This window comes from Kocuria aegyptia (assembly GCF_039530085.1).
GTDB lineage: Bacteria > Actinomycetota > Actinomycetes > Actinomycetales > Micrococcaceae > Kocuria > Kocuria aegyptia.
The window spans coordinates 16,354-42,033 of record NZ_BAAAOA010000029.1 but is presented as its reverse complement, the minus strand read 5'-3'; the positions used below and the strand labels follow the sequence as shown (position 1 = coordinate 42,033).

The 25,680-nt window shown below is 75.2% G+C and carries 21 protein-coding genes; 12 read left to right on the top strand and 9 right to left on the bottom strand.

Annotated features, from left to right (window positions below; all coding sequences use genetic code 11):
- Positions 1-92 precede the first annotated feature (92 nt).
- From ABD220_RS12045 to ABD220_RS12035, 3 genes are all read left to right on the top strand, one after another.
- Positions 93-2,612 (top strand): glycoside hydrolase family 3 protein, encoded by a 2,520-nt coding sequence (locus ABD220_RS12045; RefSeq protein WP_344122887.1) that lies wholly within the window; start codon positions 93-95, stop codon positions 2,610-2,612.
- A 62-nt stretch (positions 2,613-2,674) separates the two neighbouring features.
- Positions 2,675-3,316 carry a TetR/AcrR family transcriptional regulator gene (locus ABD220_RS12040; RefSeq protein ID WP_344122885.1) on the top strand — a complete coding sequence of 214 codons (642 nt, stop codon included), beginning with the start codon at positions 2,675-2,677 and terminating at the stop codon, positions 3,314-3,316.
- A gap of 156 nt (positions 3,317-3,472) precedes the next feature.
- Complete coding sequence (locus ABD220_RS12035) at positions 3,473-3,730, top strand: hypothetical protein (RefSeq protein ID WP_344122884.1); 258 nt, start codon at positions 3,473-3,475, stop codon at positions 3,728-3,730.
- Between the two features lie 81 nt (positions 3,731-3,811).
- Here ABD220_RS12035 and ABD220_RS12030 read toward each other — a convergent pair whose 3' ends face one another.
- Positions 3,812-4,654, bottom strand: coding sequence for a VOC family protein (locus ABD220_RS12030; RefSeq protein WP_344122882.1), 843 nt, complete (start codon positions 4,652-4,654; stop codon positions 3,812-3,814).
- A 368-nt stretch (positions 4,655-5,022) separates the two neighbouring features.
- Here ABD220_RS12030 and ABD220_RS12025 point away from each other — a divergent pair, with 368 nt between their 5' ends.
- Positions 5,023-6,021 carry a zinc-dependent alcohol dehydrogenase family protein gene (locus tag ABD220_RS12025; protein ID WP_344122880.1) on the top strand — a complete coding sequence of 333 codons (999 nt, stop codon included), beginning with the start codon at positions 5,023-5,025 and terminating at the stop codon, positions 6,019-6,021.
- A 107-nt stretch (positions 6,022-6,128) separates the two neighbouring features.
- Positions 6,129-7,715, top strand: coding sequence for a DUF4389 domain-containing protein (locus ABD220_RS12020; RefSeq protein WP_344122879.1), 1,587 nt, complete (start codon positions 6,129-6,131; stop codon positions 7,713-7,715).
- A 152-nt stretch (positions 7,716-7,867) separates the two neighbouring features.
- Here ABD220_RS12020 and ABD220_RS12015 read toward each other — a convergent pair whose 3' ends face one another.
- A complete protein-coding gene (locus ABD220_RS12015; protein ID WP_344122878.1) occupies positions 7,868-8,629 on the bottom strand; it encodes a DUF6920 family protein in 762 nt (253 codons plus the stop codon).
- Positions 8,630-9,021: 392 nt separating this feature from the next.
- On the opposite strand from ABD220_RS12015, the gene ABD220_RS12010 reads away from it, so the two are divergent.
- Together ABD220_RS12010 and ABD220_RS12005 are read left to right on the top strand one after the other, a co-directional pair.
- On the top strand, positions 9,022-9,255 hold the full coding sequence (locus ABD220_RS12010; protein ID WP_344122875.1) for a hypothetical protein: 234 nt from the start codon (positions 9,022-9,024) through the stop codon (positions 9,253-9,255).
- Positions 9,256-9,544: 289 nt separating this feature from the next.
- Positions 9,545-10,780, top strand: a complete 1,236-nt coding sequence (locus ABD220_RS12005) for an FG-GAP repeat domain-containing protein (RefSeq protein ID WP_344122874.1) — start codon at positions 9,545-9,547, stop codon at positions 10,778-10,780.
- Positions 10,781-10,924: 144 nt separating this feature from the next.
- Here ABD220_RS12005 and ABD220_RS12000 read toward each other — a convergent pair whose 3' ends face one another.
- From ABD220_RS12000 to ABD220_RS11980, 5 genes are all read right to left on the bottom strand, one after another.
- Positions 10,925-11,932, bottom strand: coding sequence for a DNA topoisomerase IB (locus tag ABD220_RS12000; RefSeq protein ID WP_344122873.1), 1,008 nt, complete (start codon positions 11,930-11,932; stop codon positions 10,925-10,927).
- Positions 11,933-12,207: 275 nt separating this feature from the next.
- On the bottom strand, positions 12,208-12,387 hold the full coding sequence (locus tag ABD220_RS11995) for a hypothetical protein (protein ID WP_344122872.1): 180 nt from the start codon (positions 12,385-12,387) through the stop codon (positions 12,208-12,210).
- Positions 12,388-12,461: 74 nt separating this feature from the next.
- On the bottom strand, positions 12,462-14,837 hold the full coding sequence (locus ABD220_RS11990; protein WP_344122870.1) for a GNAT family N-acetyltransferase: 2,376 nt from the start codon (positions 14,835-14,837) through the stop codon (positions 12,462-12,464).
- Positions 14,834-16,219 (bottom strand): lysine N(6)-hydroxylase/L-ornithine N(5)-oxygenase family protein, encoded by a 1,386-nt coding sequence (locus ABD220_RS11985; protein WP_344122868.1) that lies wholly within the window; start codon positions 16,217-16,219, stop codon positions 14,834-14,836. The genes ABD220_RS11990 and ABD220_RS11985 overlap by 4 nt, the downstream gene beginning before the upstream one ends.
- Entirely contained in the window at positions 16,219-17,688 is a 1,470-nt protein-coding gene (locus tag ABD220_RS11980; RefSeq protein ID WP_344122866.1) for a pyridoxal phosphate-dependent decarboxylase family protein, read from the bottom strand. The genes ABD220_RS11985 and ABD220_RS11980 overlap by 1 nt, the downstream gene beginning before the upstream one ends.
- A 212-nt stretch (positions 17,689-17,900) precedes the next feature.
- Here ABD220_RS11980 and ABD220_RS11975 point away from each other — a divergent pair, with 212 nt between their 5' ends.
- From ABD220_RS11975 to ABD220_RS11955, 5 genes are read left to right on the top strand one after another with little or no spacing between them, the layout of a single operon-like run.
- Positions 17,901-19,001, top strand: a complete 1,101-nt coding sequence (locus ABD220_RS11975) for an iron-siderophore ABC transporter substrate-binding protein (protein ID WP_425552555.1) — start codon at positions 17,901-17,903, stop codon at positions 18,999-19,001.
- Between the two features lie 13 nt (positions 19,002-19,014).
- Complete coding sequence (locus ABD220_RS11970; protein WP_344122861.1) at positions 19,015-20,106, top strand: FecCD family ABC transporter permease; 1,092 nt, start codon at positions 19,015-19,017, stop codon at positions 20,104-20,106.
- Complete coding sequence (locus tag ABD220_RS11965) at positions 20,103-21,182, top strand: FecCD family ABC transporter permease (protein WP_344122859.1); 1,080 nt, start codon at positions 20,103-20,105, stop codon at positions 21,180-21,182. Before ABD220_RS11970 ends, ABD220_RS11965 begins: the two co-directional genes overlap by 4 nt.
- Positions 21,179-22,123: an ABC transporter ATP-binding protein gene (locus ABD220_RS11960; protein WP_344122857.1), complete on the top strand. Its 945-nt coding sequence runs from the start codon at positions 21,179-21,181 to the stop codon at positions 22,121-22,123. Before ABD220_RS11965 ends, ABD220_RS11960 begins: the two co-directional genes overlap by 4 nt.
- On the top strand, positions 22,120-23,172 hold the full coding sequence (locus ABD220_RS11955) for a siderophore-interacting protein (protein WP_344122855.1): 1,053 nt from the start codon (positions 22,120-22,122) through the stop codon (positions 23,170-23,172). The genes ABD220_RS11960 and ABD220_RS11955 overlap by 4 nt, the downstream gene beginning before the upstream one ends.
- Before the next feature lie 42 nt (positions 23,173-23,214).
- Here ABD220_RS11955 and ABD220_RS11950 read toward each other — a convergent pair whose 3' ends face one another.
- Both ABD220_RS11950 and ABD220_RS11945 read right to left on the bottom strand, forming a co-directional pair.
- Positions 23,215-24,396, bottom strand: coding sequence for a DUF418 domain-containing protein (locus ABD220_RS11950; protein ID WP_344122854.1), 1,182 nt, complete (start codon positions 24,394-24,396; stop codon positions 23,215-23,217).
- Positions 24,397-24,460: 64 nt separating this feature from the next.
- Complete coding sequence (locus ABD220_RS11945; protein WP_344122852.1) at positions 24,461-25,633, bottom strand: PQQ-dependent sugar dehydrogenase; 1,173 nt, start codon at positions 25,631-25,633, stop codon at positions 24,461-24,463.
- Positions 25,634-25,680 lie beyond the last annotated feature (47 nt).

Sequence of the window (25,680 nt, the reverse complement as noted above, 5' to 3'; positions counted from 1 at the left end):
GCCTTTACTATTCACGGCTCCGGAAGTGCGCGCGAGGTCCGGAGGCCCGGCCGCGGTCCTCGCGGTCCACCCGTCAGGAATGAGAAGCGATCATGGCCGACCCCCGCCGCACCCTCGACCGCACCGCCCGCCTCGCCGAGCTCGTCGGCCGCCTCTCCCTGGCGGAGAAGGTCCACCTGCTCACCGGGGAGACCGCGTTCACCCTCCCCGGCAACGACCGGATCGGCCTGGCTCCCCTGGCCTTCTCGGACGGGCCCACCGGGGTGCGCGGGCTGAAGTTCGTCGGCGGCGACGCCGTGGCGCTGCTCCCCAACGCCACCCTGATCGCCGGCTCCTTCGACGACGAGGTCGCCGCGGAGGTCGGCCGGCTGCTGGCCGAGGAGGCCCAGCGCCAGCAGATCCACGTGGTCCTCGGCCCCACCGTCAATCTGCACCGCAGCCCGCTGGGCGGGCGGCTGTTCGAGGCCTACTCCGAGGACCCGTACCTGACGGGGCGCACCGCCGCCGCCTACGTGCGCGGCATGCAGGAGCACGGGACCGCAGCGTGCCTGAAGCACCTGGTGGCCAACGAGTCCGAGACGCTGCGCAACTTCATGGACTCCCGCGTCTCCGAGACGGCGCTGCGCGAGCTGTACCTCCTCCCGTTCGAGATGGCCGTGGCGGACGCGGGCGCCTGGTCGATGATGGCCGCCTACAACGACGTCAACGGGGTGCCGGCCACGGAGCAGGACCACGTGCAGAACAGGATCGTCAAGGGCGAGTGGGACTGGGACGGGCTGATCATGAGCGACTGGTTCGCCACCAAGCGCACCGTGGCCTCGGCCAACGGCGGCCTGGACCTCGTCATGCCCGGCCCCGACGGACCGTGGGGCGCCCGCCTCGTCGCCGCCGTGCGCGCCGGCGAGGTTCCCGAGGAATCCGTGGACGACCACGTGCTGCGGCTGCTGCGCCTGGCCGACCGGGTCGGCGGGCTCACCCCCGAGGGGCAGCAGCCCCGGCGGTGGGCGCAGGACCAGCCCACGGTGGACTCGCCGGTCCGCCGGGAGCAGCTGCGGCGGATCGCCGCCCGCGGCATGACGGTCGCCACGAACAACGGCGTCCTGCCGCTGGCCGTGGACGCCGGCGGCGCCGTGGCGCTGATCGGCCGGCACGCGATCGACACCGTGGACATGGGCGGGGGCTCCGCCACGGTCAATCCGCCGTACCGGTCCACCGTGGCCGAGGGGCTGAGCGCGCTGCTCGGGGACCGCGTGCACGTGACCGACGGCGTGGCCGTGCGGGCCCGGCCCGTCGCCGCGGACCCGGCCTTCCTGACGGATCCGGTCACCGGCACCCCCGGGATGCAGGTGGTGCTGCTCGCCGCCGACGGCACCGAGCTCTCCCGCTGCCACTCGGACTCCTCCACGATCTCGATCGGCTGGGACGACGAGTTCGACCAGGACCCGGCCACCGCGGTGCTCACCACGACCCTGGCCAACGACGCCGGTCCGGTGCTGCTGGGCGCGATCGGCACCGGCGACTGGACCGTGGCCGGCGGCGGCGCCGAGGTCTCGGCACGGCTGCGCGTCGCCGGCCAGGACCCGGGCGGGACGATGCTGCGCCCGCCGGCCTTCGCCGGGACCGTGGAGCTGCCGGCCGCGGCGACCGTGACCGCCACCGTGGCCCTCCACCCGGTCGACTGGCGGGAGCTGCTCCTGCGCGAGCCCTCCCTGGGCCTGGCCGAGGAGAGCCACCTGCTGGACATGACCGCCCTGGGCCGCACGGCCCTGGTGGCCGCCCCGGCCCCGCGCCACGACGACGAGCTGATCGCCGCCGCCGAGGCCGCGGCGGCCGGTGCCGGCACGGCCGTGGTCGTCGTCGGGCTCACCGAGGAGGACGAGACCGAGGCCGCGGACAAGACGACCCTCGCCCTGCCGGGGCGCCAGGACGAGCTCGTCCACCGGGTCGCGGCCGCCGCCGGGCGGACCGTCGTGGTCGTCAACGCGGCCACCCCCGTGCTCATGCCGTGGCTGGCGGAGGTGGACGCGGTGCTGGTCGCCGGGCTGCCGGGCCAGGAGGGCGGGCACGCCGTGGCCGCCGCCCTGACCGGCGCGCTGGAGCCCACCGGGCGCCTGGTCACGAGCTGGCCCGCCGCGGACGGTGCGGCCCCGGCCTGGGACGTGGTCCCAGGCGAGGACCTGGCCCTGCCCTACGACGACGGCACGTTCATCGGCCACCGCGGCTTCCACGCCGGGCACGCCCCCGCCCCGCTGTTCTGGTTCGGGCACGGCCTGGGCTACGGCAGCTGGGAGTACGGGACCGCGCAGGCCCACGAGAGCCCGGACGGGCTCGAGGTCACGGTCGAACTCACCAACACGTCCGCCCGGGACTCGCGGGAGACCGTGCAGGTGTACCTGGATCCCGCCGAGGAGGACCAGCCGATCCGCCTGGTCGGCTACCGGGGCGCAGACGTGGCCGCCGGGGCCACCGCCGCGGTCACGGTGACCTGCGACGCCCGGCTGCTCCGCCGCTGGGACGAGGCCACCGGCACCTGGTCGCCCCTGGCCGGGGGCGGGGAGCTCGTGGTCGCCCGGGGGCTGGGCGACGTCCGGGCGCGGGTATCGTTGGCCTGAGCACCGGCCCGGGGCCGGCCGCCCCGACCGGGCCGTCCCTGCCCGTCCGTCAGGAGATCCCCATGGCCCCCGAGCCCACGTCCCCACGGCCCCGCCGCGGCCCGGGACGCCCCCGGGGCGCCGACAGCACCGCGCGGCGGGAGGACATCCTGGCGACGGCCGCGGAGGTCTTCTCCGCGGAGGGCTACCGGGGGACCTCGATGAGCGAGGTGGCCCGGGCGTGCGGGATGAGCCAGACGGGGCTCATCCACTACTTCCCCACCAAGGACGTGCTGCTGCAGGCCGTGCTGGACCGGCGAGACGAGATCGACCTCGCCCGGGTCCGGCCCCCGGGCGCCGGGCGCCCGCGCGGCTGGGCGTTCCTCGACAGCCTGGTGGAGCTCGTCCGGCACAACCAGGGCCGGCCCGGCATCGTGCGGCTGTTCACCACCGTGGCCGCCGAGGCCGTGGATCCCGGGCACCCCGCCAACCCCTGGTTGCGTCACCACCACCGCAGCACCGCGGAGCAGCTCCGCGCGGCGCTGGCCGAGGCCGACGACGACGGCCGGCTGGTGGAGGACGCACCGGTCGAGTCGATCGTGCGCTGCGTCATCGCCGCGGTGGACGGCCTGCAGGTCCAGTGGCTCGCCGATCCCGGCCACCTGGACATGGCCGAGGACTTCGCGGTGCTGGTCGACGCCCTCCGCGGCCGCTGGGGCCGCTGAGCCGCTCGTCCGGCGGTCCGGATCCCGGGCCCCGGACCCTGGCCGGGTGCCCTGGGCGGCGGCCTCCGGACGGGAGAGGGCCTGTTTCGCCAGCACGCTTGCTATCCTGCTGGAAGCACCCGTCCCAGCACGTCCGACCGGAGAAAGCAGGACCCCGTGGCCGAGATCAATCCCGAGAACGCGCGCAACGACCCGAAGAAGGCCAGCGACGCCTTGAACGAGGAGTCCGGCCTCAGCATCGAGGGGGACACCCCGCCCGACGCCGGTGTGGGCGTGGGGCCCAACAACCCCGACCTGGACGTCGACCACCCCGGGGACTCCGCGAAGGGCAAGATCGCGCTGGCGGTGATCATCGGCCTCGTGGCGCTGTTCGTGGTGCTGTGGTTCGTCGGCGCCCTCGTGGGCATGTTCTGAGGCGTCCGTCCTGAGGCGCCGGTGCGCCGGCGCCGGACACCGCGGGTCTCCCATCGGCCGAGGCCGGCGAGGGGCCCGCGCTCACGGCTGACCGTCGTCCTCGTCGGTGTCCTCGCCGTCCACCTCGGTCCAGTCCTCCGAGGACGGGCCCATCATGGCGAAGCGCTCGCCGTCCGGGCCGGCGGCGAACACGAGTTCCCCGTAGCCGAACTCCTCCGGCTCCTGGACCAGCGTGCCCCCGGCGGCGACCACCCGCTCCGCCGCGATGTCGGCGTCGTCGACCTCGAAGCAGACCCACCACAGCGGCGGCGCCTCCTGCAGGTGGTCGACGTCCTCGGCGGGCACGCCGATCCCGCCGGCCGAGCGGTCCATCCCCGGGACCGTGAACACGGCATACGCCTCGTGCCGGGTCCCGATGTCCTGGTAGGTGTAGCCGAAGACCTCGGCGTAGAACCGTTCGGCGGCGGCCTGGTCCGACGTCAGGAGGTCGCACCAGGCCACGGTCCCGTGCTTGCCCACGATGCTGAACCCGGTGTGCTCCTGCGGCTGCCACACCCCGAAGGCCGCGCCCGTGGGATCGACCCACACGCCCATGGTGCCGAAGCTGCCCACGGCCATCGGCTCGAACAGCTGCCGGGCGCCGGCCGCCACCGCGGCCCTGCCCGTGGCCACGATGTCGTCGGACGCGAGGTAGACCGCCCACGCGTGCGGGTCGTCCTCCGTCTCGGGCAGCGCCGGCGACATTCCCGCCACCGGCTCGCCGTCCACCAGGGCGTTGCAGTAGCCGCCGTAGCCCGGGTCCGAGGGCGTGAACCGCCACCCGAGCACGGTGGCGTAGAAGTCCATGGAACGGTCCAGGTCGGAGACCATGATGTCCACCCAGCACGGGGCTCCTGTGGGCCATCGGTCGATGCGCTCGGTCATCCCTGAGTCCTCTCGTCGCGGGCCGGAACAGGTTCCGCCCGGGTGACTGCGACGCCGACCGCACCCGCGCGGCCCTTCGTCCCCCCATGGTCGTCCCCCGGGCCCCGGTTGGGAACACCTCCGCCGTCATCTGCGGGGTACCGGCGCGGGGACCGGCGGTCCTGATGCTCGCGAGCGGCGCCGTCCGCCGTCGTCCTGGTGACGGTGCTCCGCGCCGTCGGCGGCGAGGAGGAGGACCGCGGTCCCCGGGGGAGCATTAACATTGCTCGTTTCCTGACGGGGCCCGCGATCCGTTCCTAGACTCGGAGCCAGGACAGAGGCCACGGCCGAGGCCGGAGCCCTCCCCGGGGGGGATCGACGAGGACAGCATGCGTGCGTGGTGGATCCATGAGCCCGGTCCCGCCTCCGGCGGGCCGATGCGGTTCGGGCAGTGTCCCGACCCCGTGCCGGGTGCCGGGGAGCTGCTCGTCCGGGTGCGGGCCTGCGGGGTGTGCCGCACCGATCTGCACCTCGTGGAGGGCGATCTCCCGCTGCACCGGGCGGGGGTGATCCCGGGCCACGAGATCGTCGGCGAGGTGGTGGACCGGGGCCCGGGCTGCGCCCGGTTCCGGAGGGGCGAGCGCGTGGGCGTCGCGTGGCTGCGGCACACCTGCGGGCGCTGCCGGTTCTGCCGACGCGGCCGGGAGAACCTCTGCACGACCCCGCGCTTCACCGGCTGGGACCAGGACGGCGGCTACGCGGAACTCACCCTGGTCCCCGAGGCCTTCGCCTACCGCCTGCCCGAGGAGTTCGACGACGAGCACGCGGCCCCGCTGCTGTGCGCCGGGATCATCGGCTACCGGGCGCTGCGGCGGGCGCAGCTGCCCCCCGGAGGCCGGCTGGGCATCTACGGCTTCGGCGCCTCCGCCCACCTGGCCGCCCAGGTGGCCCTGCACCAGGGCGCGGAGGTGCACGTCATGACCCGCTCGGAGGCGGCGCGGGAGCTGGCCCGCGAGCTGGGCGCGGCCTCCGTGGGCGAGGCCGACGAGCCTCCCCCGGCGCCGCTGGACGCGGCGATCCTCTTCGCCCCCGCAGGCACCCTCGTGCCCCCGGCGCTGCGCGCCCTGGACCGGGGCGGCACCCTCGCCCTCGCCGGGATCCACCTCAGCGACATCCCGGCCCTCGACTACGCCGCGGAGCTCTTCCAGGAGCGGCAGCTGCGCAGCGTGACCGCCAACACGAGGCAGGACGGCGAGGAGTTCCTGCGGCTGGCCGCCCGGCTGGGGCTGCGCCCCACGACCGTCCCCTATCCCCTGCGTGCGGCGGACCGGGCCCTCGCCGACCTGGCCGCGGACCGGGTCACGGGCGCCGCCGTGCTGCGCCCGTGAGCCGCGACGCCGGTCCCGCGCGCGGGGCCGTGACATCGCCGCCGACCTCTGCTGCCCGGACGCCCCGCACGGGGCTCCGCCCACCGTCCGACTCCCCAGGAGCGTCCATGAACGACCACTCCGTCTCCCGCCCATCCCATCCGTCCGACCGGCAGGGCGCCCCCCGCCGCACCAGACCCGGGCAGTGGGTGCTGCTGGTCCTGGGCGCCCTCCTGACCGCCCTGGGCCTGGCGGCCCTGGTCGGCGGTCTCGTCCTGGCCGGCGCCGCAGCGGCCCAGCAGGACGGGCGCTTCCTCACCGCGCCCCCGGACCGGCACCAGACCATCACCTACGCCCTGGTCGGCCCGCCCGCCGTGCTCGACGTCGGCGGCGCCGGGCTGTCCCCCGTGCCCTTCCTGGATCGGCTGGGTCAGGTGCAGGTGCGCGTGACGGCGGCGGATCCGCAGCAGGACATCTTCGTGGGCGTGGCCGAGACCGCCGACGTCGAGCGGTACCTCGAGGGCGTGGCCCACGCCGAGCTGGGCAGTGCCACGGAGTCCGAGGACGACACCCGCTCCCGGGTGCCCGGCGAGCGGGTGCCCGACCGGCCCGGGAACCAGACCTTCTGGACCGACTCCGACCAGGGTCCCGGCACCCGGGAGCTGACCCTGGACGTGCGCTCGGGCAGCTGGACGCTGGTGGTGATGAACGCTGACGCCACCCGGCCGGTCTGGGCGGACCTGCAGCTCGGGGCGCGCTCCGAGCTGCTGGGCCCCCTGGCCGGCGGCCAGCTGGTGGGCGGCCTGACCGGTCTGGTCGTGGGCGTCCCGCTGCTGCTGCTCGGCGCCGCCGGACTGGGCCGTGACATCGACCCGCGCACCCCGCCGCGCGGCACAGGTCCGGGCGCGGCCCTCGCCGCGGCCCCGGGGCGGGACGGGGGGACCCCGCCACCGATGTACCCGGTGCGCCTGGCCGGCTTCCTGGACGCCCGGCTGTCCCGCTGGCTATGGCTGGTCAAGTGGTTGCTGGTGATCCCGCACCTGATCGTGCTGGCCGTGCTCTGGTTCGCCCTCCTGGTGACCACGGTCGCCGCCGGGTTCGCCGTCCTGTTCACAGGCCGGTACCCGCCCTCGTGGTTCTCCTTCTGCGTGGGGGTCCTGCGGTGGAGCTGGCGGGTGGCGTTCTACTCGTACTCGGCCCTGGGCACCGACCGGTACCCGCCCTTCACCCTGGCGCGCGCGGACCATCCGGCGGAGCTCGAGGTCGCCTATCCGGAGCGCCTGTCCCGGGGCCTCGTGCTCGTGAAGTGGTGGCTCCTGGCGATCCCCCACCTGCTGATCCTGGGGGTGCTCACGGGCGGCGGCGGCACGTGGAGCACCAGCCGCAGCGGCGACGACGGCACGACGACCACCAGCTGGGGACCGTCGCTGCTCGGGCTGCTCGTGCTCGTGGCCGCCGTGATCCTGCTCTTCACGGGCCGGTACCGTCCCGAGCTGTTCGCGCTGATCATGGGCATCAACCGCTGGGTCAACCGGGTCCTCGCCTACGTCCTGCTCATGCGGGACGAGTACCCGCCGTTCCGGCTCGACCAGGGGCCCGTCGAGCCCCCGCCCCACGCGCCGGCGCCCTGGTCCGCTCCGGAGCAGGACCGGCCGCACGACCGGCCGCAGGACCGGCCCGAGGACGGGCGAGGCGGTCGGGACCCGGTCCGCTGAGCAGGACGTCCTCCCATATCGGCCGTTCCGGAAGGACCGTTCCGGGAGGGCCGTTCCGGGAGGGCCGTTCCTGGAGAGCCGTGCCCGGAGCGCGGCGCCCGGAGCGCGGCGCCCGGAGCACAGTCCCATGGCGACCGGCCCCGGAGAGCCGCTCAGCGGAAGCGGACGTCCTGGATCCGCGCCCGGAAGAACTCGCCCTCGGCCTGCCGCTCGGTGCCCCACGCCCAGCCGGCGCGCAGGACGGTGGCCACGCGCACGCCGGCGACCTCGGCCTCCTCGGACAGGGCGACCCCGAAGGGGTGGCGGCCGTATCCGGTGCCGCCGGGATCACCCCACCGCTGCATGCTCAGCTCCTGGAGCCGGCCCTCCGGGTCGACCCGGATCAGGGCGTCCTCGCGCTCCCTGTCGAGGACCCAGGACATGACGGCGGTGTCCGGCGAGGGCCCCTCCGACCAGGTGGCGCCCAGGCAGGCCGTCGGCACGGTGACCCCCTCGCCGGCGAGCCGCCCCGCGGCGCTGCGGGTGACGTCCGGCCCCGCGGCGGACAGCACGGGCAGGAGGCCCAGCAGCCGCCACCGCATCTCGCCCCCGCCGGGGCCGTACCGGTCGTAGCCCGCGGCCGGCAGGCCGCGGACCCGGGTGCGGGCGGCCCACACGAAGCCGATCCCGGGAGCGATGATCTGCCGGGCGGAGAAGGCCCGCCACGAGCCGCCGAGCCGGATCTCGCCGCGCATCGACAGCTCTGCCGCGGCCCATGCCGGGGTGCCGGGCGGCACGGCACGCCCCAGCCAGCGGCGCGCGGGCTCGGGCAGGCCGGCGATCGCCGCAGTGTCCACCGGGGGCGGCACCAGGTGGCCCGGGCGCTCCAGGTCCGCCCAGTGCCGGCGGGCGCCGCGCGGCAGCCGCCCGGTCACGGCCGGCTCCTGAGCATCACGACGGCGGCGGCCGGCAGGTACCACAGGACGGGCACGGGAGCGGAGCGCGACAACGTCCGGGACCGGGTCATGCTCCCAGGCTAGACCCGCGGCCCGCGCCGGTCCTCCCGGGGCCGCCGGACACCGCGGAGCTCCGGCATCCTCGGTCACACTCGGACACGGGCCTGTTCGTCTCCGTCAACGGCGACGGCGTCCGCGCGCTCAGCACCGCGGTGCTGCGGCAGCGCCTGGCCGGCACGATCCGGCGCCGCGGTGGCGCACCGGAGTCCGGGCGTTGACGGACCGCTGGGACCGCACCAGCATGAGTGCCACGGGCCGCCGACGGAGCGGCCGGGCGGGACTCCGGGTCCCCGAGCAGCGGGAGGACGATCATGACGCGCACCGGCACCAGGAGGAGCACCCGGTGGAAGGACCTCACGCCGGGGCAGCAGACCGCGCTGCTGACCCTGGCGTCCGTGCAGGTCTCATTGGCGGCCACCGCCTGGGCGGACCTCGCCCTGCGCCCCGCGGCGGAGGTCAACGGCAGCAAGGGGAAGTGGGCGGCGGTCATCGCCGTCAACTTCGTGGGACCGGTCCTGTACTTCCGGCGCGGCATCCGGCGCTGAGTGGCGCCGGACGGCACTCCGCACGCGCGGCCGGGGGCGCCGTCCGAGGTTACGGGATAACGATTCAGCACGGTACGGGAAGTGCTTAGCGATCGCATACGCGCGGACTAGACTGGTCCCACCTGCAGTTCCGTCCGCTCCGCAGGAGCCGGGCACCGGTGGACCGAGGTCCCGGGCCCCCTCTTGAGCGCACGGCCAGTCGCCGGCCGGTGGGGGTCGACCGGCGTACCACCTGCCGTCCGGCGACCCGGACCGAGTTCTCCGCTCCTCGGAACCTGGAGGTTCCACCATGAAACGCTCACCGACGGCCCGCCTGCTCAGCGGGCTCTCCGCGGCGGCGCTGGCCGCCACCGGCATCGCCCTCGCCGGACCGGCCCACGCCGTGTCCGCCCAGGGATTTCTCTCCTACGTGGACGGCTGGCGCGTCGGCCAGCACGTCCGCGAGCTCGCCGACGTCAACGGGGACGGCCGCGCCGACGTCGTGGCCTTCGGCGACCCCGGCGTCTTCGTCGCCTACGGCCAGGCCAACGGCACCTTCGCCGCCCCGGTCCTGAAGGTCCGCGACTTCGGCACCGCGCAGGGCTGGCGCACCGACCGGCACCCGCGACAGCTCGCCGACGTCGACGGCGACGGCCGCGACGACATCGTCGGCTTCGGCAACGCCGGCGTGATCGTGTCCTACGCGCAGCCCGACGGCAGCTTCACGGCGCCGGCCCTGAAGCTCCGCGAGTTCGGCTGGAACCAGGGCTGGCGGGTCGACCAGCACGTCCGCGAGCTGGCCGACCTCTCCGGCAACGGCACCGAGGACATCGTGGGCTTCGGCTACTCGGGCGTGACCATCTCGCACGGCCGGGCGGACCGCGCCTTCGACGGCACCGGCAAGCGGATCGACAGCTACGGCTGGGACCGCGGCTGGCGGATCGACAAGAACCCGCGGATGCTCGCCGACATGGATGGCAACGGGACCACCGACATCGTCGGCTTCGGCGACGCCGGGACGTACGTCTCCTACTTCTCGGCGCCCGGGGACACGTTCACCCAGCCCGCGCTGGAGGTCCGCGACTTCGGTCACGCCCAGGGCTGGCGGGTCGACCAGCACCCCCGGGACGTCGGCAACGTCAACGGTCACCTTCCCCCGGACGTCGTCGGGTTCGGCCACCGCGGCGTCCTCGTCGCCTACTCCCGGCCCTTCGCCCAGGGTGAGCCGAAGTACCTCCCGGTCACCCTCGAGGTCGCCGACTTCGGCGCGGCGCAGGGCTGGCGCACCGACCGGCACCCCCGGGACCTCGCCGACATCGACGGCGACGGGATCCTGGACGTGGTCGGCTTCGGCAACGGGGGCGTGCACGTGGCCTACGGGGACGACAACGCCTTCCGCGGACCCGAGCTGACGTCCACCTCGTTCGGCTGGTCGGCCGGCTGGGACCCGGCGCGGTATCCGCGCCTGCTCGGGGACGTCAACGGCGACGGCCGTGACGATGTGGTCGGCTTCGGGTACTCCGCCACCTACGTCGGACTGTCCTGAGCACGCGAGCGGGGCGGCCGCCCGGCCGTCCCGCTCCGGGCTCACCCGTGCATCGCCCTCCCGCGCCCTCGGGCCGGGCGTCGCGGGCCGGCCGTCGCGGGCCGGCCGGGGCAGCTCCGCCCGACGGGGAGGACGGGCCGCGGTTCAGGTGAGGAACGCGCGCAGCGAGCGCTCCGCCGCCCGGTAGGTGGCGGCGTCGATGGTCTCGCCGGCCAGGAACCGGTCGATCACCCGCGGGTCCGTGTAGGAGCTGCGGGCGATGGCGGGCGTGTTGCCCAGGTGCTCGGCGACCTCCCGCATCGCGGCGGAGACCGCCTTCTTCCGGGCGCTCTCGCTGGGGCGGGTGTCGGCGCGGGCGGCCAGCGCCATCGCGGCGGTCACCGTTCCCTGCCAGGTGCGGAAGTCCTTGGCGGTGAAGTCGGGCCCGCAGCGGTCCCGCACGAAGTCGTTGAGCCGGGCGCTGGTGATGCCGGCCCACTGCCCGCTCTCGTCGAGGTACGCGAGCGCGGTCTCGTCGGGGCCGCGCTCCAGCATGGGGGCGAGCGCCGCGGCGAGGTCGGCGTCCCGGACGGTCAGCGTCCAGCGGTGCCCGCTCTTGCCCGGGAAGTCGAGGTGCACGTCCTGCCCGTCCACCCGCACGTGCTGGACCAGCAGGGTCGTCACGCCGTAGGAGCCGTTCGACTGGGCGTACTCCTCGTTGCCGACGCGCAGGGCGGCCTCGTCCATGAGCCGGAAGGCCGCCGCGCACGCCTTCTCCTCCGTGGTGCCCTCCGACCGCAGCAGCCGGGTGACGGCCGGGCGGGCCTGCGGCAGCGTGTCGCCGAAGTCCAGGACGCGGTCGAACTTCTCACGGTCCTTCAGCTCCCGCCACCGGGGGTGGTAGATGTACTGGCGCCGCCCGGCGTCGTCGACGCCCGTGGCCTGGATGTGCCCGTTGGGCTGGGGGCTGATCCACACGTCCTTCCAGGCCGGCGGGATCGCGAGCCGGCGGATCCGATCCAGCTCGTCCCGGTCCTGGACCTTCGTGCCGTCAGCGTGCCGGTAGGCGAAGCCCTTCCCGTACCCGCGGCGGCTGATCCCGGGACGGTGGCAGTTGCTGCGCCGCAGTCGGGGCGTGCGGGGCTTGGCTGGGCTCTGCTGCGTGGCGGCCATCGTGTCCTTCCGGATCGGCTCCGGGACCACCCCGGGGAAACCAAGTCTACTGACTGTCGGTGCCCGTGGGGAGGCGACCGGCGGCGCCGAGCAGCCACAGGTCCGCGGCGACCAGGGCGCGCGCCGGTCGCCGCAGCCGGGGTGCGCCGGTGACCGAACGGGCCCCGGTCACTCGGGCGGGCGCGGTGGCGGTCCCGCAGGGCTGCTGCGCTCCCCGGCCCGGGGGGGCAGTAGCCCTGCGGGACCGCCGGCCGGCGGCGTTGCCCGGACTGCTCCTAGGGTTCCTCGCGGGACCCCGGGTCCGACGCTGCGCCGCGCCGGATCAACAGCTGCGCCCTGACGGCGACCGCGCAGAGGACGGCACTGATGACGACGACTCCCCAGTCGCCCCGGACGACGCTGATCACAGCGACCGTCATGGCGATCAGCGCAGCGACAGCAGGCAGGAACCTCATCGACGCTCCCCTCCTACGGTGTGCAGGGGTTCCATTCCATCATGCAGGACGCAGGCGGTGTCCGGCCGTGGCGCTCAGCGGACGGGCAACGGCGCGGCCACCGGGTTCACCAGGGTCCCGGCGTACTGCAGGGACGCGGCCTGGTCGGCGAGGTCGACCATCTGCAGGGTGTTGAGCAGCTGCAGCCGGTTGAGGCAGGAGTGCTCGAAGCGGGGCGCGAAGAGGGGCACGCGCTCCGCGCCGGCCGGGCCGGCGTCGGCGACCTCCTGCAGGCACCGCGCCGCGAGCTCCCAGAACTCGTCCGCCGCCAGCAGCCCGTCCGCCTCCAGCAGGCCCTCGAGGTGCCGCAGCACCCCGTCGAACACGTCGGTGTGCACGGACAGCGCCGCCGTGGCGGGCGGCACCACGTGCCGGATCCGCTCGATGCCCTCCGGCAGGGGCCGGTCCGTGACGACGGCGACCTCCTCGCCGATGTCCTTCATCAGCGTCCGCCGGGGGACGTGCCCGTCCAGCACGAGGACGACGTTCTCGCCGTGCGGCATGAACACGAGGTCGTGGGCGAGCAGGCACCGTGCCACCGGCGCGAGGTACACGTCGAGCAGCCGCCGCACCCAGTCCGCGGCGGGCAGCCCGGACGCGCGCACGTGCACGGAGACCAGCGGGGTGCCGCCGGCGTCGACGTGCAGGAGGGACGCGAGGGTCGCGATCCGCTCCCCGTCGGCGAGCCGGGGCACGGGGCTCTCCCGCCACAGCGCCGCGAGCATCTTGGTGTGCGGGCCCTCCTCGCCGTGGCCGGATGCCGCGGCGCGGTGGTAGGCGTCCCCCGTGTAGCCGATCGCCGCGACCTCCCGCAGGACCGAGAAGCCGGCCTCCGCGAGCACCGGGTCGGCCGCCACGACGTCGGCGACCCAGTCGTTGATCGCGGGGGTGTCCCGCATGTAGCGGGGCGAGAGACCGCGGAGGAAGCCCATGTTCTGCACGGCCAGGGCGGTCTTCACGTAGTGCCGATCGGGGCGGGAGAGGTTGAAGAACGTGCGGATCGACTGCTGCGCCCGGTGCTCGTCGTCGCCCTCGCCCAGCAGCACGAGGTCCCGGCGGGCGAGGTCGGGGGCGAACGTCACGGCGACCCGGTGCTCCCACTGGTGGGGGTGCACCGGCAGGAGGCAGTATTCCGCCGGGTCCAGGCCCAGGCCGGTGAGCCGGGCCCGGAAGCGGGCCCGCACGGCCGGGGCCAGCTCGCCGGCCCACAGCTGCTCCTCGGTGCGGCCGCGTCCGAGGTCCAGACGGCTGAGCTCCCGGCGGACCGCGAGCCACACGAGGCGCACGGGACGGGCCGCCTCGGGGGCGAAGCGGTCGTGCTCGGTGACGCCCATCCCGATCCGGCCGTTGTTGGCCACGAAGCCCGGGTGCCCCTCGGTCATGGCGGCCTCGACGTCCTGGAAGCCCGCGACCGCCAGCGCGGCCGAGGGCCGGGTGCGGTGCACCAGCTTGTACGCGGCCGAGGCGAGGGTACCGGCGATCTCCTCGAGGTAGGTCGCCAGCAGGTGCGGGGGGATGCCGAGCGCGGGGGCCAGCTCCGTGACCAGCGCCTGGGCGTCCGGCTCGGCGTCCGTGCCGTCCACGGTCCGGCGCAGCGAGCCCTCGTCCGGCACCCAGTGCTCCAGGGCGGTGCGCCGGGCCCGGAACCGGTAGCGGATCCGGTCCTCGCCGGTGCGGACCTCGAAGCACCCCTCCCCCACGGGCTCGGGGACGATCAGCCGCTCGTGGGCGAACTCGGCGAGCGCCTTGCAGCACAGGTGGCGGTGGGCGATCCGCAGGGGGTGCAGGCCGAGGTGCGCGGGCCCTCCGGCGGCCTTCTCCGCAGGGCCCACGACGGCGGCGGGGCCCAACTCGGAGGCCGCGAACTGCTCCGGGGTGCAGGTGCTGAGCAGGGCGGTCTTGCCGGGCAGCTCGAGCGGCCCGTGGACCTCGAAGCCGGCCCGGGCGTTGAGCCGGTGGACGGCGGTGTTGCGGACGTCGGGCTCGACGACGACGCGCCGGGCCCCGCGCTCGTCGAAGAGCCAGCGCAGCGTCGCGGCCATGAGGGCTGCGCTCGTGCCCGGGACGGGAGTCCGGGCGGGGGCGAGGAGCAGGTGCATCCCCACGTCACCGGTGCGGTGCGGGTAGCGGCCGGGGAGGAGCACCGCGCCGGGGTCGTAGGTCTCGACGAGTCCGAGCGGGACGCCGTCGAGGCGGGCCAGCCACGCGTCGCCGTGCGGATCCGCCGCGACGGCCTCGAAGGTGCGCCGGACATGCTCGGGATCGGCGTCGAGCATCTCCCAGAACCGGGACCGGGGGTGGGTGAGCCAGGCGTGCAGGAGCTCGACGGTGGGCGCGTCCGGCACGAGCGGGTCCAGGGTCAGGACACCGCCGGGGGTGGCGAGGCGGGCGGGCAGGGGGCGGCGGGTCATGCGGTCTCCTGGGGGATGTCACGGGGGATGTCGCGGGCGGCGTCCTGGAGGACCGTCCGGGGGACGCTCCGGACGGTGCCCTGGGGGATGCCGAAGGTCTGGAACGCGATGGCAGGCTCGATCGGGTAGACCTCCCGGCCCGTGACGGCCCGGAGGATGACGCTGTTGCGGTAGGCGCCCATGCCGAGGTCCGGGGCGGTCAGGCCGTGGGTGTGCACCTCGGCGTTCTGCACCCAGATCCGGGAGCGCTCGTGGTCGACCGCGTAGTCGCGGGAGACGTCGTAGCGGCCGGTGGCGTCCCACGCGATCCTGTCGAGGACCGGGGCGAGGAAGCCGGGGACCTCGGCGCGGTAGCCGGTGGCCAGCACCAGGGCGCCGGTCGGGTGCCGCCAGCCGCGCTCCAGCTCGTCGTCGTACAGGGAGAGGACCAGCTCGCCGCCGTCCAGCTCGCCGCCGTCCTGCTCGATGCCCGTGAGGGTGGTGTTCGTGGTCAGCAGGCCGGCGGGGCGCCCGTGCACCGATCGGCGGTAGAGCAGCTCGTGGATGTCGTTCACCAGGTCCGAGCTGATCCCCTTGTAGAGGCTCGTGTGCTCGCGGTTGAGCCGGTCCCGCCGGTCCGGGCCGAGGCCGTGGAAGTGGTCCACGTACTCGGGGGAGGTCATCTCGAGGGTGAGCTTCGTGTACTCCATGGGGAAGAACCGCGGGGAGCGGGTGATCCAGTCCACCCGGGGGCCGTCGGCGCCGGAGCGCTCGAGCAGGTCGCGGTAGACCTCTGCGGCGGACTGGCCGCTGCCGAGCACGGTGACGCTGCTCCGCCGGAGCAGCTCCTCGCGGCGGGGCAGGTAGTCGCTGGTGTGCAGGACGGGTCCGGCGGGGAGGTCCAGGCCCTCGGGCACCGCGGGCACCGTGCCGATGCCCAGGACGAGGCGGCGGGTCCGCCACTGCTCCGTCCCGGCGGCCGTCCGGGCCGTGACCACGTAGGCGTCGTCGGCGGGGTCGTGGTCGACGGCCACGACCTCCCGGCCCCAGTGCAGACTGTCGAGCTGCTCGCTCGCCCACCGGCAGTAGGCGCTGTACTCGGCGCGCAGCGGGTTGAAGTCCTCCCGGATGTAGAACGGGTACAGCCGCCCGGCCCGCTTGAGGTAGTTGAGGAACGAGTACGGGGAGGTGGGGTCGGCCAGGGTGACGAGGTCGGCGAGGAACGGGACCTGGATGGTGGCGTCCTCGAGCATCAGCCCCAGGTGCCAGTCGAAGGCGTGCTTCGCGTCGAGGAACACCGCGTCGAGGTCCTCCAGCGGGGCGGCGAGGCAGGCCAGGCCCAGGTTGAAGGGCCCGATCCCGATGCCCAGCAGGTCGTGCACGTGCCCGGTCGCGGGGGCCATCAGCGGGCTCCTGCCGCGGCCTCGAGCGGACGGGGCGCGGCGGCGTCCCGCCCGGCGGCGCGGACGAGCTCGAGCACCTGCTGCACGTCGTCCGTGGTCGTCGCCGGGTTCAGGAACGTGAGCTTCAGGCAGCGGCGGCCGTCGAGGACGGTCGAGGCGACCACGGCGCGGCCGGAGTCGAACAGCGTGTTCCGGACCGTCTCGACGAGCCGGTCGGCGGCGTCGTCGGCGCCCGGGGGCACGTGCCGGAACAGGACGGTCGAGAGCACGGGCCGGGCCACCAGCTCCAGGTCGGGGGCCTCGTCGACGATGCGTCCCGCTTCCTGGGCGAGCTCGAGCACCCGGTCGAGAGCGCGGCCGATGCCCTCGGCGCCGACGGTGCGCAGGGTCATCCACAGCTTCAGGGCGTCGAAGCGGCGCGTGGTCTGCAGGGACTTGTCCACGAGGTTGGGCTGCACCGCGTGCCGGGGGTTCAGGTACTCGGCGCTCCACGTGGAGAAGCGCAGGTTCCGCCCCTCCCGCACCAGCAGGGCGGAGGCGGCGACCGGCTGGAACCAGGACTTGTGGAAGTCCACCGTGACGGAGTCCGCCCGTTCGATCCCGTCCAGCCGGTGACGGTGGGCCGGCGAGACGAGCAGGCCGCCGCCGTAGGCGGCGTCGACGTGGAGCCAGACGTCGTGGGCGGAGCACGCCCGGGCGACGTCGGCCAGGGGGTCGATCGCCCCCAGGTCGGTGGTGCCGGCCGTGGCCACGACCGCGGCGACCTCCCCGCCGGAGGCGGCGACGTCGTGCAGGGCGCGCTCGAGGGCGACCGGGTCCATGGCCCCGTCCCGGGCGGCGGGCACGGGCACGACCGCGTCCGGGGACAGGCCCAGCAGGTGCGCCGCCTTCGCGACGCTGAAGTGGGCGTGCTCGCCGGCCACGATCCGCAGCCGCCCGAGCCGTTCCCGGCGGGACGCCGGGTGCGACCGGGACAGGCGGTCCTCCCGGGCCGTGAACAGGGCCTGGAGGTTGGACTGGGTGCCGCCGGTTGTGAACACGCCGTCCGGCTCCCCCGCCGTGGGGAAGCCGATCCGCGCGGCGGTCCAGTCCACGATCCGCTGCTCGACCAGGGTCGCGGTGGTGCTCTGGTCCCAGGTCTCGACCGCCGTGTTCACCGCGGCGGTGAGGGCCTCGGCGGCCACCGCGGGAATGGCCACGGGACAGTTGAGGTGGGCCATGTAGCCCGGGGTGTGGAAGTGCACGGCGTGGTCGAGGTACAGCCGCCGGGTCTCCTCGACCACGGCGCCGAGATCCCCGAGGGGCCGTTCGAGGTCCACGGCGGCGACCAGCTCCTCCAGCTCCTCGGGTGTGGCGGCGGAGCGGGGGCTCCGGGTGCCGGCGAGGTGGACGGCGAGCGTGTCGACGGTCTCGTGCAGGGCGTGGGCGTACTGCGCCGGGGTGTCGTGGGTCAGCAGGAAGTCGTGCATGGGCTCCTCGCAGGGGGTCGGCGGGGGCACTGGGCCCCTCGTGGGGTGAGGCAAGGCTCACCTAACCACATCGGCGGACCGATTACATCATGCTCGTGTTGCGTATTCGCCGGATCACACCCTAGGGTGATCCCTGTCTTGCTGGTTAGGCAACCCTTGCCTCACCTCGTTCCGCACCGACGGCCCCGCCGTTGACGTCCGAAAGGGTGGCCGTGGCCTCTCTGCTCCCCCGCGCTCCGCGCCCGCTGTTCCCCGCCCCGTCCACCGCCCGCCGCGCCCTCGCCCCGGCAGCCCTGCTGGCCGCGGGGGCCCTGGTTCTCACCGGGTGCTCCACCGGCCCGGCGGGCGGGCAGTCCGGGAGCGGGACCGCGTCCGCGGCGGGCGCCACCGGCGAGTTCCCGCGCACCGTCGAGCACGCGTTCGGCGAGACCACGATCGAGGAGGCCCCCGAGCGCGTGGCCACGGTGTCCTGGGTCAACCACGACGTGGCGACCGCCCTCGGCGTGGTCCCGGTCGGGGTGCCCGCCCTCGACTTCGGCGCCAACGAGAACGGGTCCACCGACTGGTTCGACGCCGCGCTGGAGGAGTCCGGCGCTGAGGCCCCGGAGACCTATCCCGAGACGGACGGCATCAACTTCGAGGCCATCGCGGCGCTGCAGCCCGACGTCATCCTGGGTGCCTACTCCGGGATGACGCAGGAGGACTACGACAAGCTCTCGAAGATCGCCCCGGTCGTCGGCTACCCCGAGGGCGCCGTGGCCTACGGGACGTCCTGGCAGGACTCCACGGAGCTCATCGGCCAGGCCCTCGGCCGGGAGGAGCGGGCCGCCGAGGTCGTCGCGGACGTGGAGCAGCAGATCGAGGACGCCGCCGCCGAGTACCCGGCGCTGGAGGGCACCTCGTTCGTGTACGGCACGCTCGACCCGTCCGCGGCCGACCAGATCTCCGCCTACACGCGGGACGACAACCGGCCGAAGTTCCTCGAGTCCCTCGGCATGGAACAGTCCGAGGCGGTCGAGCGGGCTGCCCAGGGCAAGGAGACCTTCTACCTCCCGTTGTCCTCCGAGGAGGCCGACAAGCTGACCTCCGACATCTTCGTCAGCTGGGCCGAGGACGAGGGCGTGCACAAGGCCATCGAGAACGACCCCCTGCTCAGCAAGATCCCGGCGGTCGCCGACGGCGCCCTGGTGCTCCAGACAGACCCGCAGGAGGTGCTCTCGGTCTCGGCGGCCTCCCCGCTGAGCATCCCGTGGGCGCTCGAGAACGTGCTGCCGGACATCGCCGAGGCCGCCGCCTCCGCCGGCGGCCGGTGAGACCGCGGTCCCGGTGAGCAGCACGGGCACGGTCGCCCCCGCCCGGCCGACCCGGCAGGTCCCCGGCGCCGCACCGCGGCGCCGGGGCCTCGCGCTGTCCGCGGCCGTGCTGCTGCTGGTCCTGGCCGCCGCGGCCTCCCTGTTCTGGGGGGCCCGCTCGGTGGACCCGGCCACCGTGGTCTCCGTGCTCACCGGCCTGCCGGCCGCTCTGCTCGACGGGGGCTGGTCGCAGGTCTCCGCCGGACTGGGCATCGACGCCGCCGTGGTGCAGAGCCGGATCCCGCGAACCCTGACCGCGGTGCTCGTGGGGGCGGCCCTGGCCGTGGCGGGTGCCGGCATGCAGGGGGTCAGCCGCAATCCGCTGGGCGATCCGGGACTGCTGGGGCTGACCGCCGGCGCGGCGTGCGCGGTGGTCCTCGGGATCGGCTGGCTCGGCGTGGTGGCCACGTGGCAGCTCACCGCGCTGGCCCTGACCGGCTCGGCCGTGGCCGCCGTGCTGGTCTTCGGCTCGTCCCGGCTCGGCGGCGGCGCCCCGACCCCGGTGGGCCTGGTCCTGTCCGGCGCGGCCGTCAACGCCGGCTTCACCGCGCTGACCACCTCCGTGGTGCTCGTCCTGCCCGCGGTGCTGGACCGTTACCGGTTCTGGAGCATCGGCTCGGTCGCGCGCGCCGAGACCACCGACCTCGCCGCCGTGGCGCCCCTCGTGCTGCTCGGCGTGCTCCTGGTGCTCGGCGGCTCCTCGGGACTCAACGCCATGGCCCTGGGCGACGAGCTCGCGCACGGGCTGGGCGTGGACCTGGGCGTGCAGCGCTTCCTGGTGTTCGTGGGCGTGGTCCTGCTCTCCGGCTCGGCCACGGCGCTCGCCGGACCCATCGCCTTCGTGGGGCTGCTCGTGCCCCACGCCGTGCGCCGCCTCCTCGGCGGCGACTACCGCTGGATCGTCCTGTTCAGCGTGGTCCTCGGCCCCGTGCTGATCCTGCTGGCGGACGTCCTGGGCCGGGTGCTGACCCCGCCCCAGGAGATCCATGTGGGCGTCACCACGGTGGTGCTGGGCGTGCCGGTGCTGCTGGCGCTGCTGCGCCGGGGACGGAGCGTGACCCTGTGACCCCCGCCGTGCTCGCCCCCGCGCCCGCCGCCCCCGAGGAGCCCGGCGCCGCCGAGCTCGTGCGGGGCGTGCGCCGTGACCGGTCCCGCCGCACCCGCAGGGCGATCACCCTGCTGTGCCTGGCGCTGCTCGCGGCCCTGGCCGTGCGCGTGCTGCTCGGGCGCTACACCGTGACGGTCCCCGACTTCGTCGCGATCCTCGCCGGGGAGCAGATCCCCGGGGCGAGCTTCATCGTGCTGCAGGAGAAGCTGCCGCGCGCCGTGCTGGGCGCGCTCGCCGGGACCGCCCTCGGCTGCTCCGGCGCCCTGTTCCGCCGGGTGCTCCGCAACCCCCTGGCCAGCCCGGACATCCTGGGCATCACCTACGGCGCCGCAGCGGGGGCCGTGGCCGGCACCGCGGTGTGGGGCCTGCGGGGCACGGCCGTGTCCTGGACCGCCCTGGCCGGGGCGCTGCTCGCCGCGGCCCTCATCGCCACCGCCTCGGTGCGGCTGCGCACCGGCGGGATCGTGGGCGAGCGCTTCCTGCTCGCTGGGATCGGCGTGGCCGCGCTCGCCCAGGCCCTCACCGCGGCCCTGCTGGTGCGGCTGTCGCTGAACTCCGCCCAGGACGCCGCCCTCTGGACCGCGGGCTCGCTCAACGCCGCCACGTGGGACCGGATCACCGTCCTCGGGGCGTGCCTGGCGCTGGCGGTGCCCGCGGCCGTGGCGGTGCACCGCGCGCTCGAGCCGGCCGAGCTCGGCCCGGAGCTGGCGGCGGGACTCGGGGCGCGCCCGGCGCGCAGCCGGGCCCTCGCGCTGGGCCTGGGCGTGCTGCTGGCCGCCGTGGCCACCGCCGCGACCGGCCCGCTCGCCTTCGTGGCACTGATGTCCACCCCGGTGGCCACCGCCCTGACCCGCGGACGGACCTCGATCGTGGCGTGCGCCCTCGTGGGCGCCGTGGTCGTGGTGGTCGCCGACTCCATCGGCGCGGGCCTGCCGGCGCAGGTGCAGCTGCCGGCCGGTGTGGTCACCGGCGCCGTGGGCGCCCCCGTGATGCTGTGGCTGCTCGTGCGGCAGCGGAGAGGAGCCCTGGCATGAGCCCCGAGCTGCGCCCCGACCTGCGCCCCGTGCAGGACCCCGGGGCCGACGTCCCCGCGTTCCGGATGCGCGGCCTGTCCCTGGGCTACGACGACCGCACCGTGGTCCGGGAGGTGGACCTCGACATCCCGCACGGGGCCACCACCGTGCTCATCGGCGCCAACGGCTGCGGCAAGACCACGCTGCTCAAGGGCCTGTCCCGGCAGCTGCGTCCGCTCGCCGGCACGCTCGAGGCGGACGGCCGCGGCGTGCGCGAGTGGCACGCCCGCCAGTACGCCCGCTCGGTCAGTCTCCTGCCGCAGTCGCCCGTGGTCCCGGAGGGCCTGACCGTCGCCGAGCTCGTGGAGCGCGGACGGCACCCGCACCGCCGGTGGTGGGGCGCGCCCTCCCCCGACGACGACGCGGCCGTGGCCCGGGCGATGGAGCTCACCGAGCTCACGGCCCTGGCCGGGCGGCCCGTGGAGGAGCTCTCCGGCGGGCAGCGCCAGCGGGTCTGGATCGCCCTGACCCTGGCCCAGCGCGCCCGCACGATGCTGCTCGACGAACCCACCTCCTACCTCGACCTGGCGCACCAGGTGGACCTGCTGGACATGCTCCGGGGGCTGGCGCACCCGGACGGGCCGGGTGGTGGCCGGGCGACCGTCGTCGCCGTCCTGCACGAGCTGAACCTGGCCGCGCGCGTGGCCGACCGGCTCGTGGCGATGGCCGCGGGGCGGATCGTGGCCGTGGGCACACCCGCCGAGGTGCTCACCCCCGGGCTGCTGGCCGAGGTCTTCGGGCTCCGGGCGGACGTCGCCCGGGACCCCGTGGGCGGGCGGCCCGTCGTCCTGCCCCGCGGGCGGGCCCGCGAGGGCTCCCACCCCGCGCCCATCGACGCCCCCGTGTTCCTGGACCCCGCGCCCCGAGCGGCCGCCGCCGAGATCGGAAGGACCCTGCTGTGACCGTCGCCTCCACCCCCGAGAGCACCGCCGCCCACGCCGCCCCCGTGCTGTGCGTCGAGGCCGCCGTGACGTCCGTGACCCAGCTGTGCCCGTCCTTCCGCCGGATCACCCTCGCGGGCCCGGAGCTCGCCGGCCTGTCCCCCGCCCTCGTCGGGGCCGGGGACCGGACCCGGTGCCGCGACGCCTACATCAAGCTTCTGGTCCCGCCCCCCGGCCGCGAGCCCGAACGGGCGGACCTGTCCCTGGGCCTGCGGGAGGGCTGGTTCGCCCGGCCCGCCGAGGAGCGCGGCTGGATGCGCACCTACACCGTGCGCGGCGTCCGGCGCACCACGTTCTGCGGGATGGTGGTCCCGGAGCTCGTGATCGACGTCGTGGTGCACGGCGGGCACGCCCAGGACGGCCCGGGCAGCCGGTGGGCGGCCACGGTGTCCCCCGGCGAGCGCGTGTACCTGCTCGGGCCCGGCCCGCAGGAGCGGCCCTGGGCGGCGTGGGACCACGGCGGTGCCCAGCGCGTCCTCGCCGTCGGGGACGAGACCGCCGCCCCCGCCCTGATGTCCGTCGCGGAGGAGTTCACGGACGCCCACCACGGGCTGCCCGCCGGGGGGATCCGACCCCGCCTCGACGTGGTGCTCGAGGTCCCGCACCCGGAGGACGTCACCGCCCACTGCCTGCCCGCCGACCTGCAGGACGTGCAGCTGCACGTCCTGCCCCGCGCCGGGGGCGCCGAGCCGGCCGGGCACGGGCACCGGGCCGCGGTGCGCCTGGCGAGCCTGCTCGAGCTGCCCGGCTCAGCCGTGGACGACGTCCTGGCGGGCCGCCGTCCGCAGCGCGGCCGCGCGACGCCCGCCCTGTCGGTCGCGGAGAACGCCGCCGAACCCCGGGCGTGGTCGGTGGCCGTCCCCGCCCGCGCCGACGTCCCCTACGTGTTCCTCGCCGGTGAGTCCGGCACCGTCAGGGCGCTGCGCCGGCTGTGCGTCGACGCGGCGGGCATCCCGAAGGACCACGTCTCCTTCATGGGCTACTGGCGGCAGGGCCAGGCGGAGTCCTGAGCGGGCGCGGGTCCCTGGATCCCGGCGCCGGGGACCGGGTTCTCAGCCCCCGGCGGGCGCGGCCTCGGGAACGCGCCGCGCGCCGGTGACCCGCGCCGTGATCTCCTCCAGCGGCCCCCGCGGGAACCGGCGCAGCCACAGGTGGGCGAAGCTCAGCACGGCGGCGCAGACGACCAGCCAGCCGAGGACGGTGACGGGCAGCCGGTACGACGACGCGCCCACGGCCAGACCCGCGCCCCAGCCGTAGAACAGGGCCGAGGCCACCAGGTTCTGCAGCAGATAGCAGCTCAGGGCGGTCCGCCCGACCTCCGCGAGCCGGCGGGCGGCCCAGGACGGTCGGCGGCCGGCTCGGCGCACGCCGAGGTGGGCCACGAACGCCAGCAGACCCGTCGCCACGACCGGGGCGGTGGTGTAGCGGGCGAGGAAGGCACCGGCCTGTCCGCCCAGGACGTTCAGGCCGAGGTCCAGGGGCAGAGCGGCGCCGAGGCCCAGGACCATGAGCCGTCGCCGCCACCGGCCGCCCTCCGGGGCGAAGAGACCGGCCTCCCACAGGAACCGTCCGGTGAGGAACACGGCCACCCCCAGCCCGAGGATCAGGACGGGCTCGGCGCGGAACAGGACGACGGCGTCCACGCGCAGCAGCACGAGCTCCCACCACGTGCCGTCGGCGTAGGGGTTCGGACGGGACACGGCTCGGGCCGGGTCCCCGGCGGGGACGACGACGAGGACTGCCGTCAGCGCCCCGATCGCCGCGACGTGCGCCGCGGCGCACAGCAGGGCGGCGACGCGCTGCACCCGCTCCGAGGTGGTCACCAGCCATGCCACGACCATCCCCGTCAGCGCGTAGCCCATCAGGACGTCGAACTCGATGATCAGCAGGTAGTTGACGAGCCCGTCCAGGAACAGGACCCCTGCCCGCACCCCGTAGGAACGGGGCCACGGGCGTCCGCGCCGCCGGGCGGACGCGTGCTGGACGGCGAGCCCGATCCCGAAGAGGAGCATCAGCAGGCCCAGGAACTTTCCGTTGGCCGCGGCCATCAGCAGCGCCTGGACCAGCCGTGAGACCTCGTCGACGGTCCCGGCGAGGGGGTCGATCAGATAGCCCAGGAAGCCGCCCGGATGGCTGAAGATCCAGATGTTGGTGGCGAGCGTGCCGAGGATCGCGAGGCCGCGCGCCACGTCGAGGGCCGCGACGCGGGAGGGTCCGGTGGGAGGAACGGGCATGGGTCCACCCTGCTACGTCCCCGGCCCGCTGCGGATCCAACGGAGGACGGATCTGCGGGACCGGTCAGCCGTCGGGCGGCCGCGGGGTGACGCGCAGGACGGCGTCGTCGTCGCCGTTGGAGGTGGTGACCCACAGGGCGCCCTCGTCGTCGAGGGTCAGCGAGCGCAGCCGGCCGTGCTCGTTCTCCAGCTCCGCCATGCGGGTCCCCCCGGTGACCTCGGTGTCCTCGACGCGGTAGACCCCCACGCCGGTGTTCTTCAGCTCCGCGACCGCCAGGGCACCCTCCCAGGCCCCCCACTGCTCCCCGTCGAGGAAGACCGCGCCGCTGAGCGCGACGGTGGGGCGCCCTGAGGACCACGCGGCCCGGACCGCGTCCGGGTACCTCTCGAGATCGGTCATGGGCACGGACTCGTCGTAGCCGGGCGCCGGGTCCCACCCGTAGTTGCCGCCGGGCTCGAGGACGTTGATCTCGTCGTCGGTGCCGGGGCCGTGCTCCGCCGACCACACCGTGCCCGTTCCGGGCTGCACCGCGAGGCCCTGGACGTTGCGGTGGCCCAGGGTGTGGACGGCGGCGGCGGGGCCCTCCCGGTCGGCGAACGGGTTGTCCTCCGGGACCGTGCCGTCGGGGCGGAGCCGCAGCGTCTTGCCGCCGAGCGAGTCCGGGTCCTGCGGGTTCTCGCCCTGCGCCGCGTCCCCGGTGCCCACCAGCAGGGTGCCGTCCGGGTGGAAGCGCAGCCGGCAGCCGCTGTGCCGGCCGGAGCTGATGGGCAGGCCGTCGACGACCGTCCCGGTGCGCTCGGCCGCCGCGGCGTCCTCGTCGAGCCGCCAGCGGGTGACCCGCACGTCCCGCGGCCGGCCGTCGCCGGTCCGCGTCGCGTGGCACAGGAAGATCTCCCGGGTCCGCTCGAAGTCCGGGGAGACCTCCAGGCCCATCAGCCCGGCCTCGCTGCCCACGAACAGGTCGTCCAGGTCGGCCGCGACCTCCCGTGTGCCCTGCTGGTCGTGGGCGAGCAGCCGGCCGGCCCGCTCGGTGACCAGCGCGGTGCCCTCCGGGGTGAGCGCCACGTCCCACGCGAGCTCGAGGCCGTCCACGACGACCTCGACGTCCAGCGCGGGTGCGTCCGCCGGAGCCCCCGGACGATCACCGGTCGCCATGGTCCCGCCGCCCGGTGTGCAGGCGCTCAGCAGCAGCACCAGCACGGCCGACGTGCTCACGATCCCCCCGCGGACGTCCATGGTGGCAATCTACTCCCGTCACCTCCGGACCGGGACCGTAGGATCGG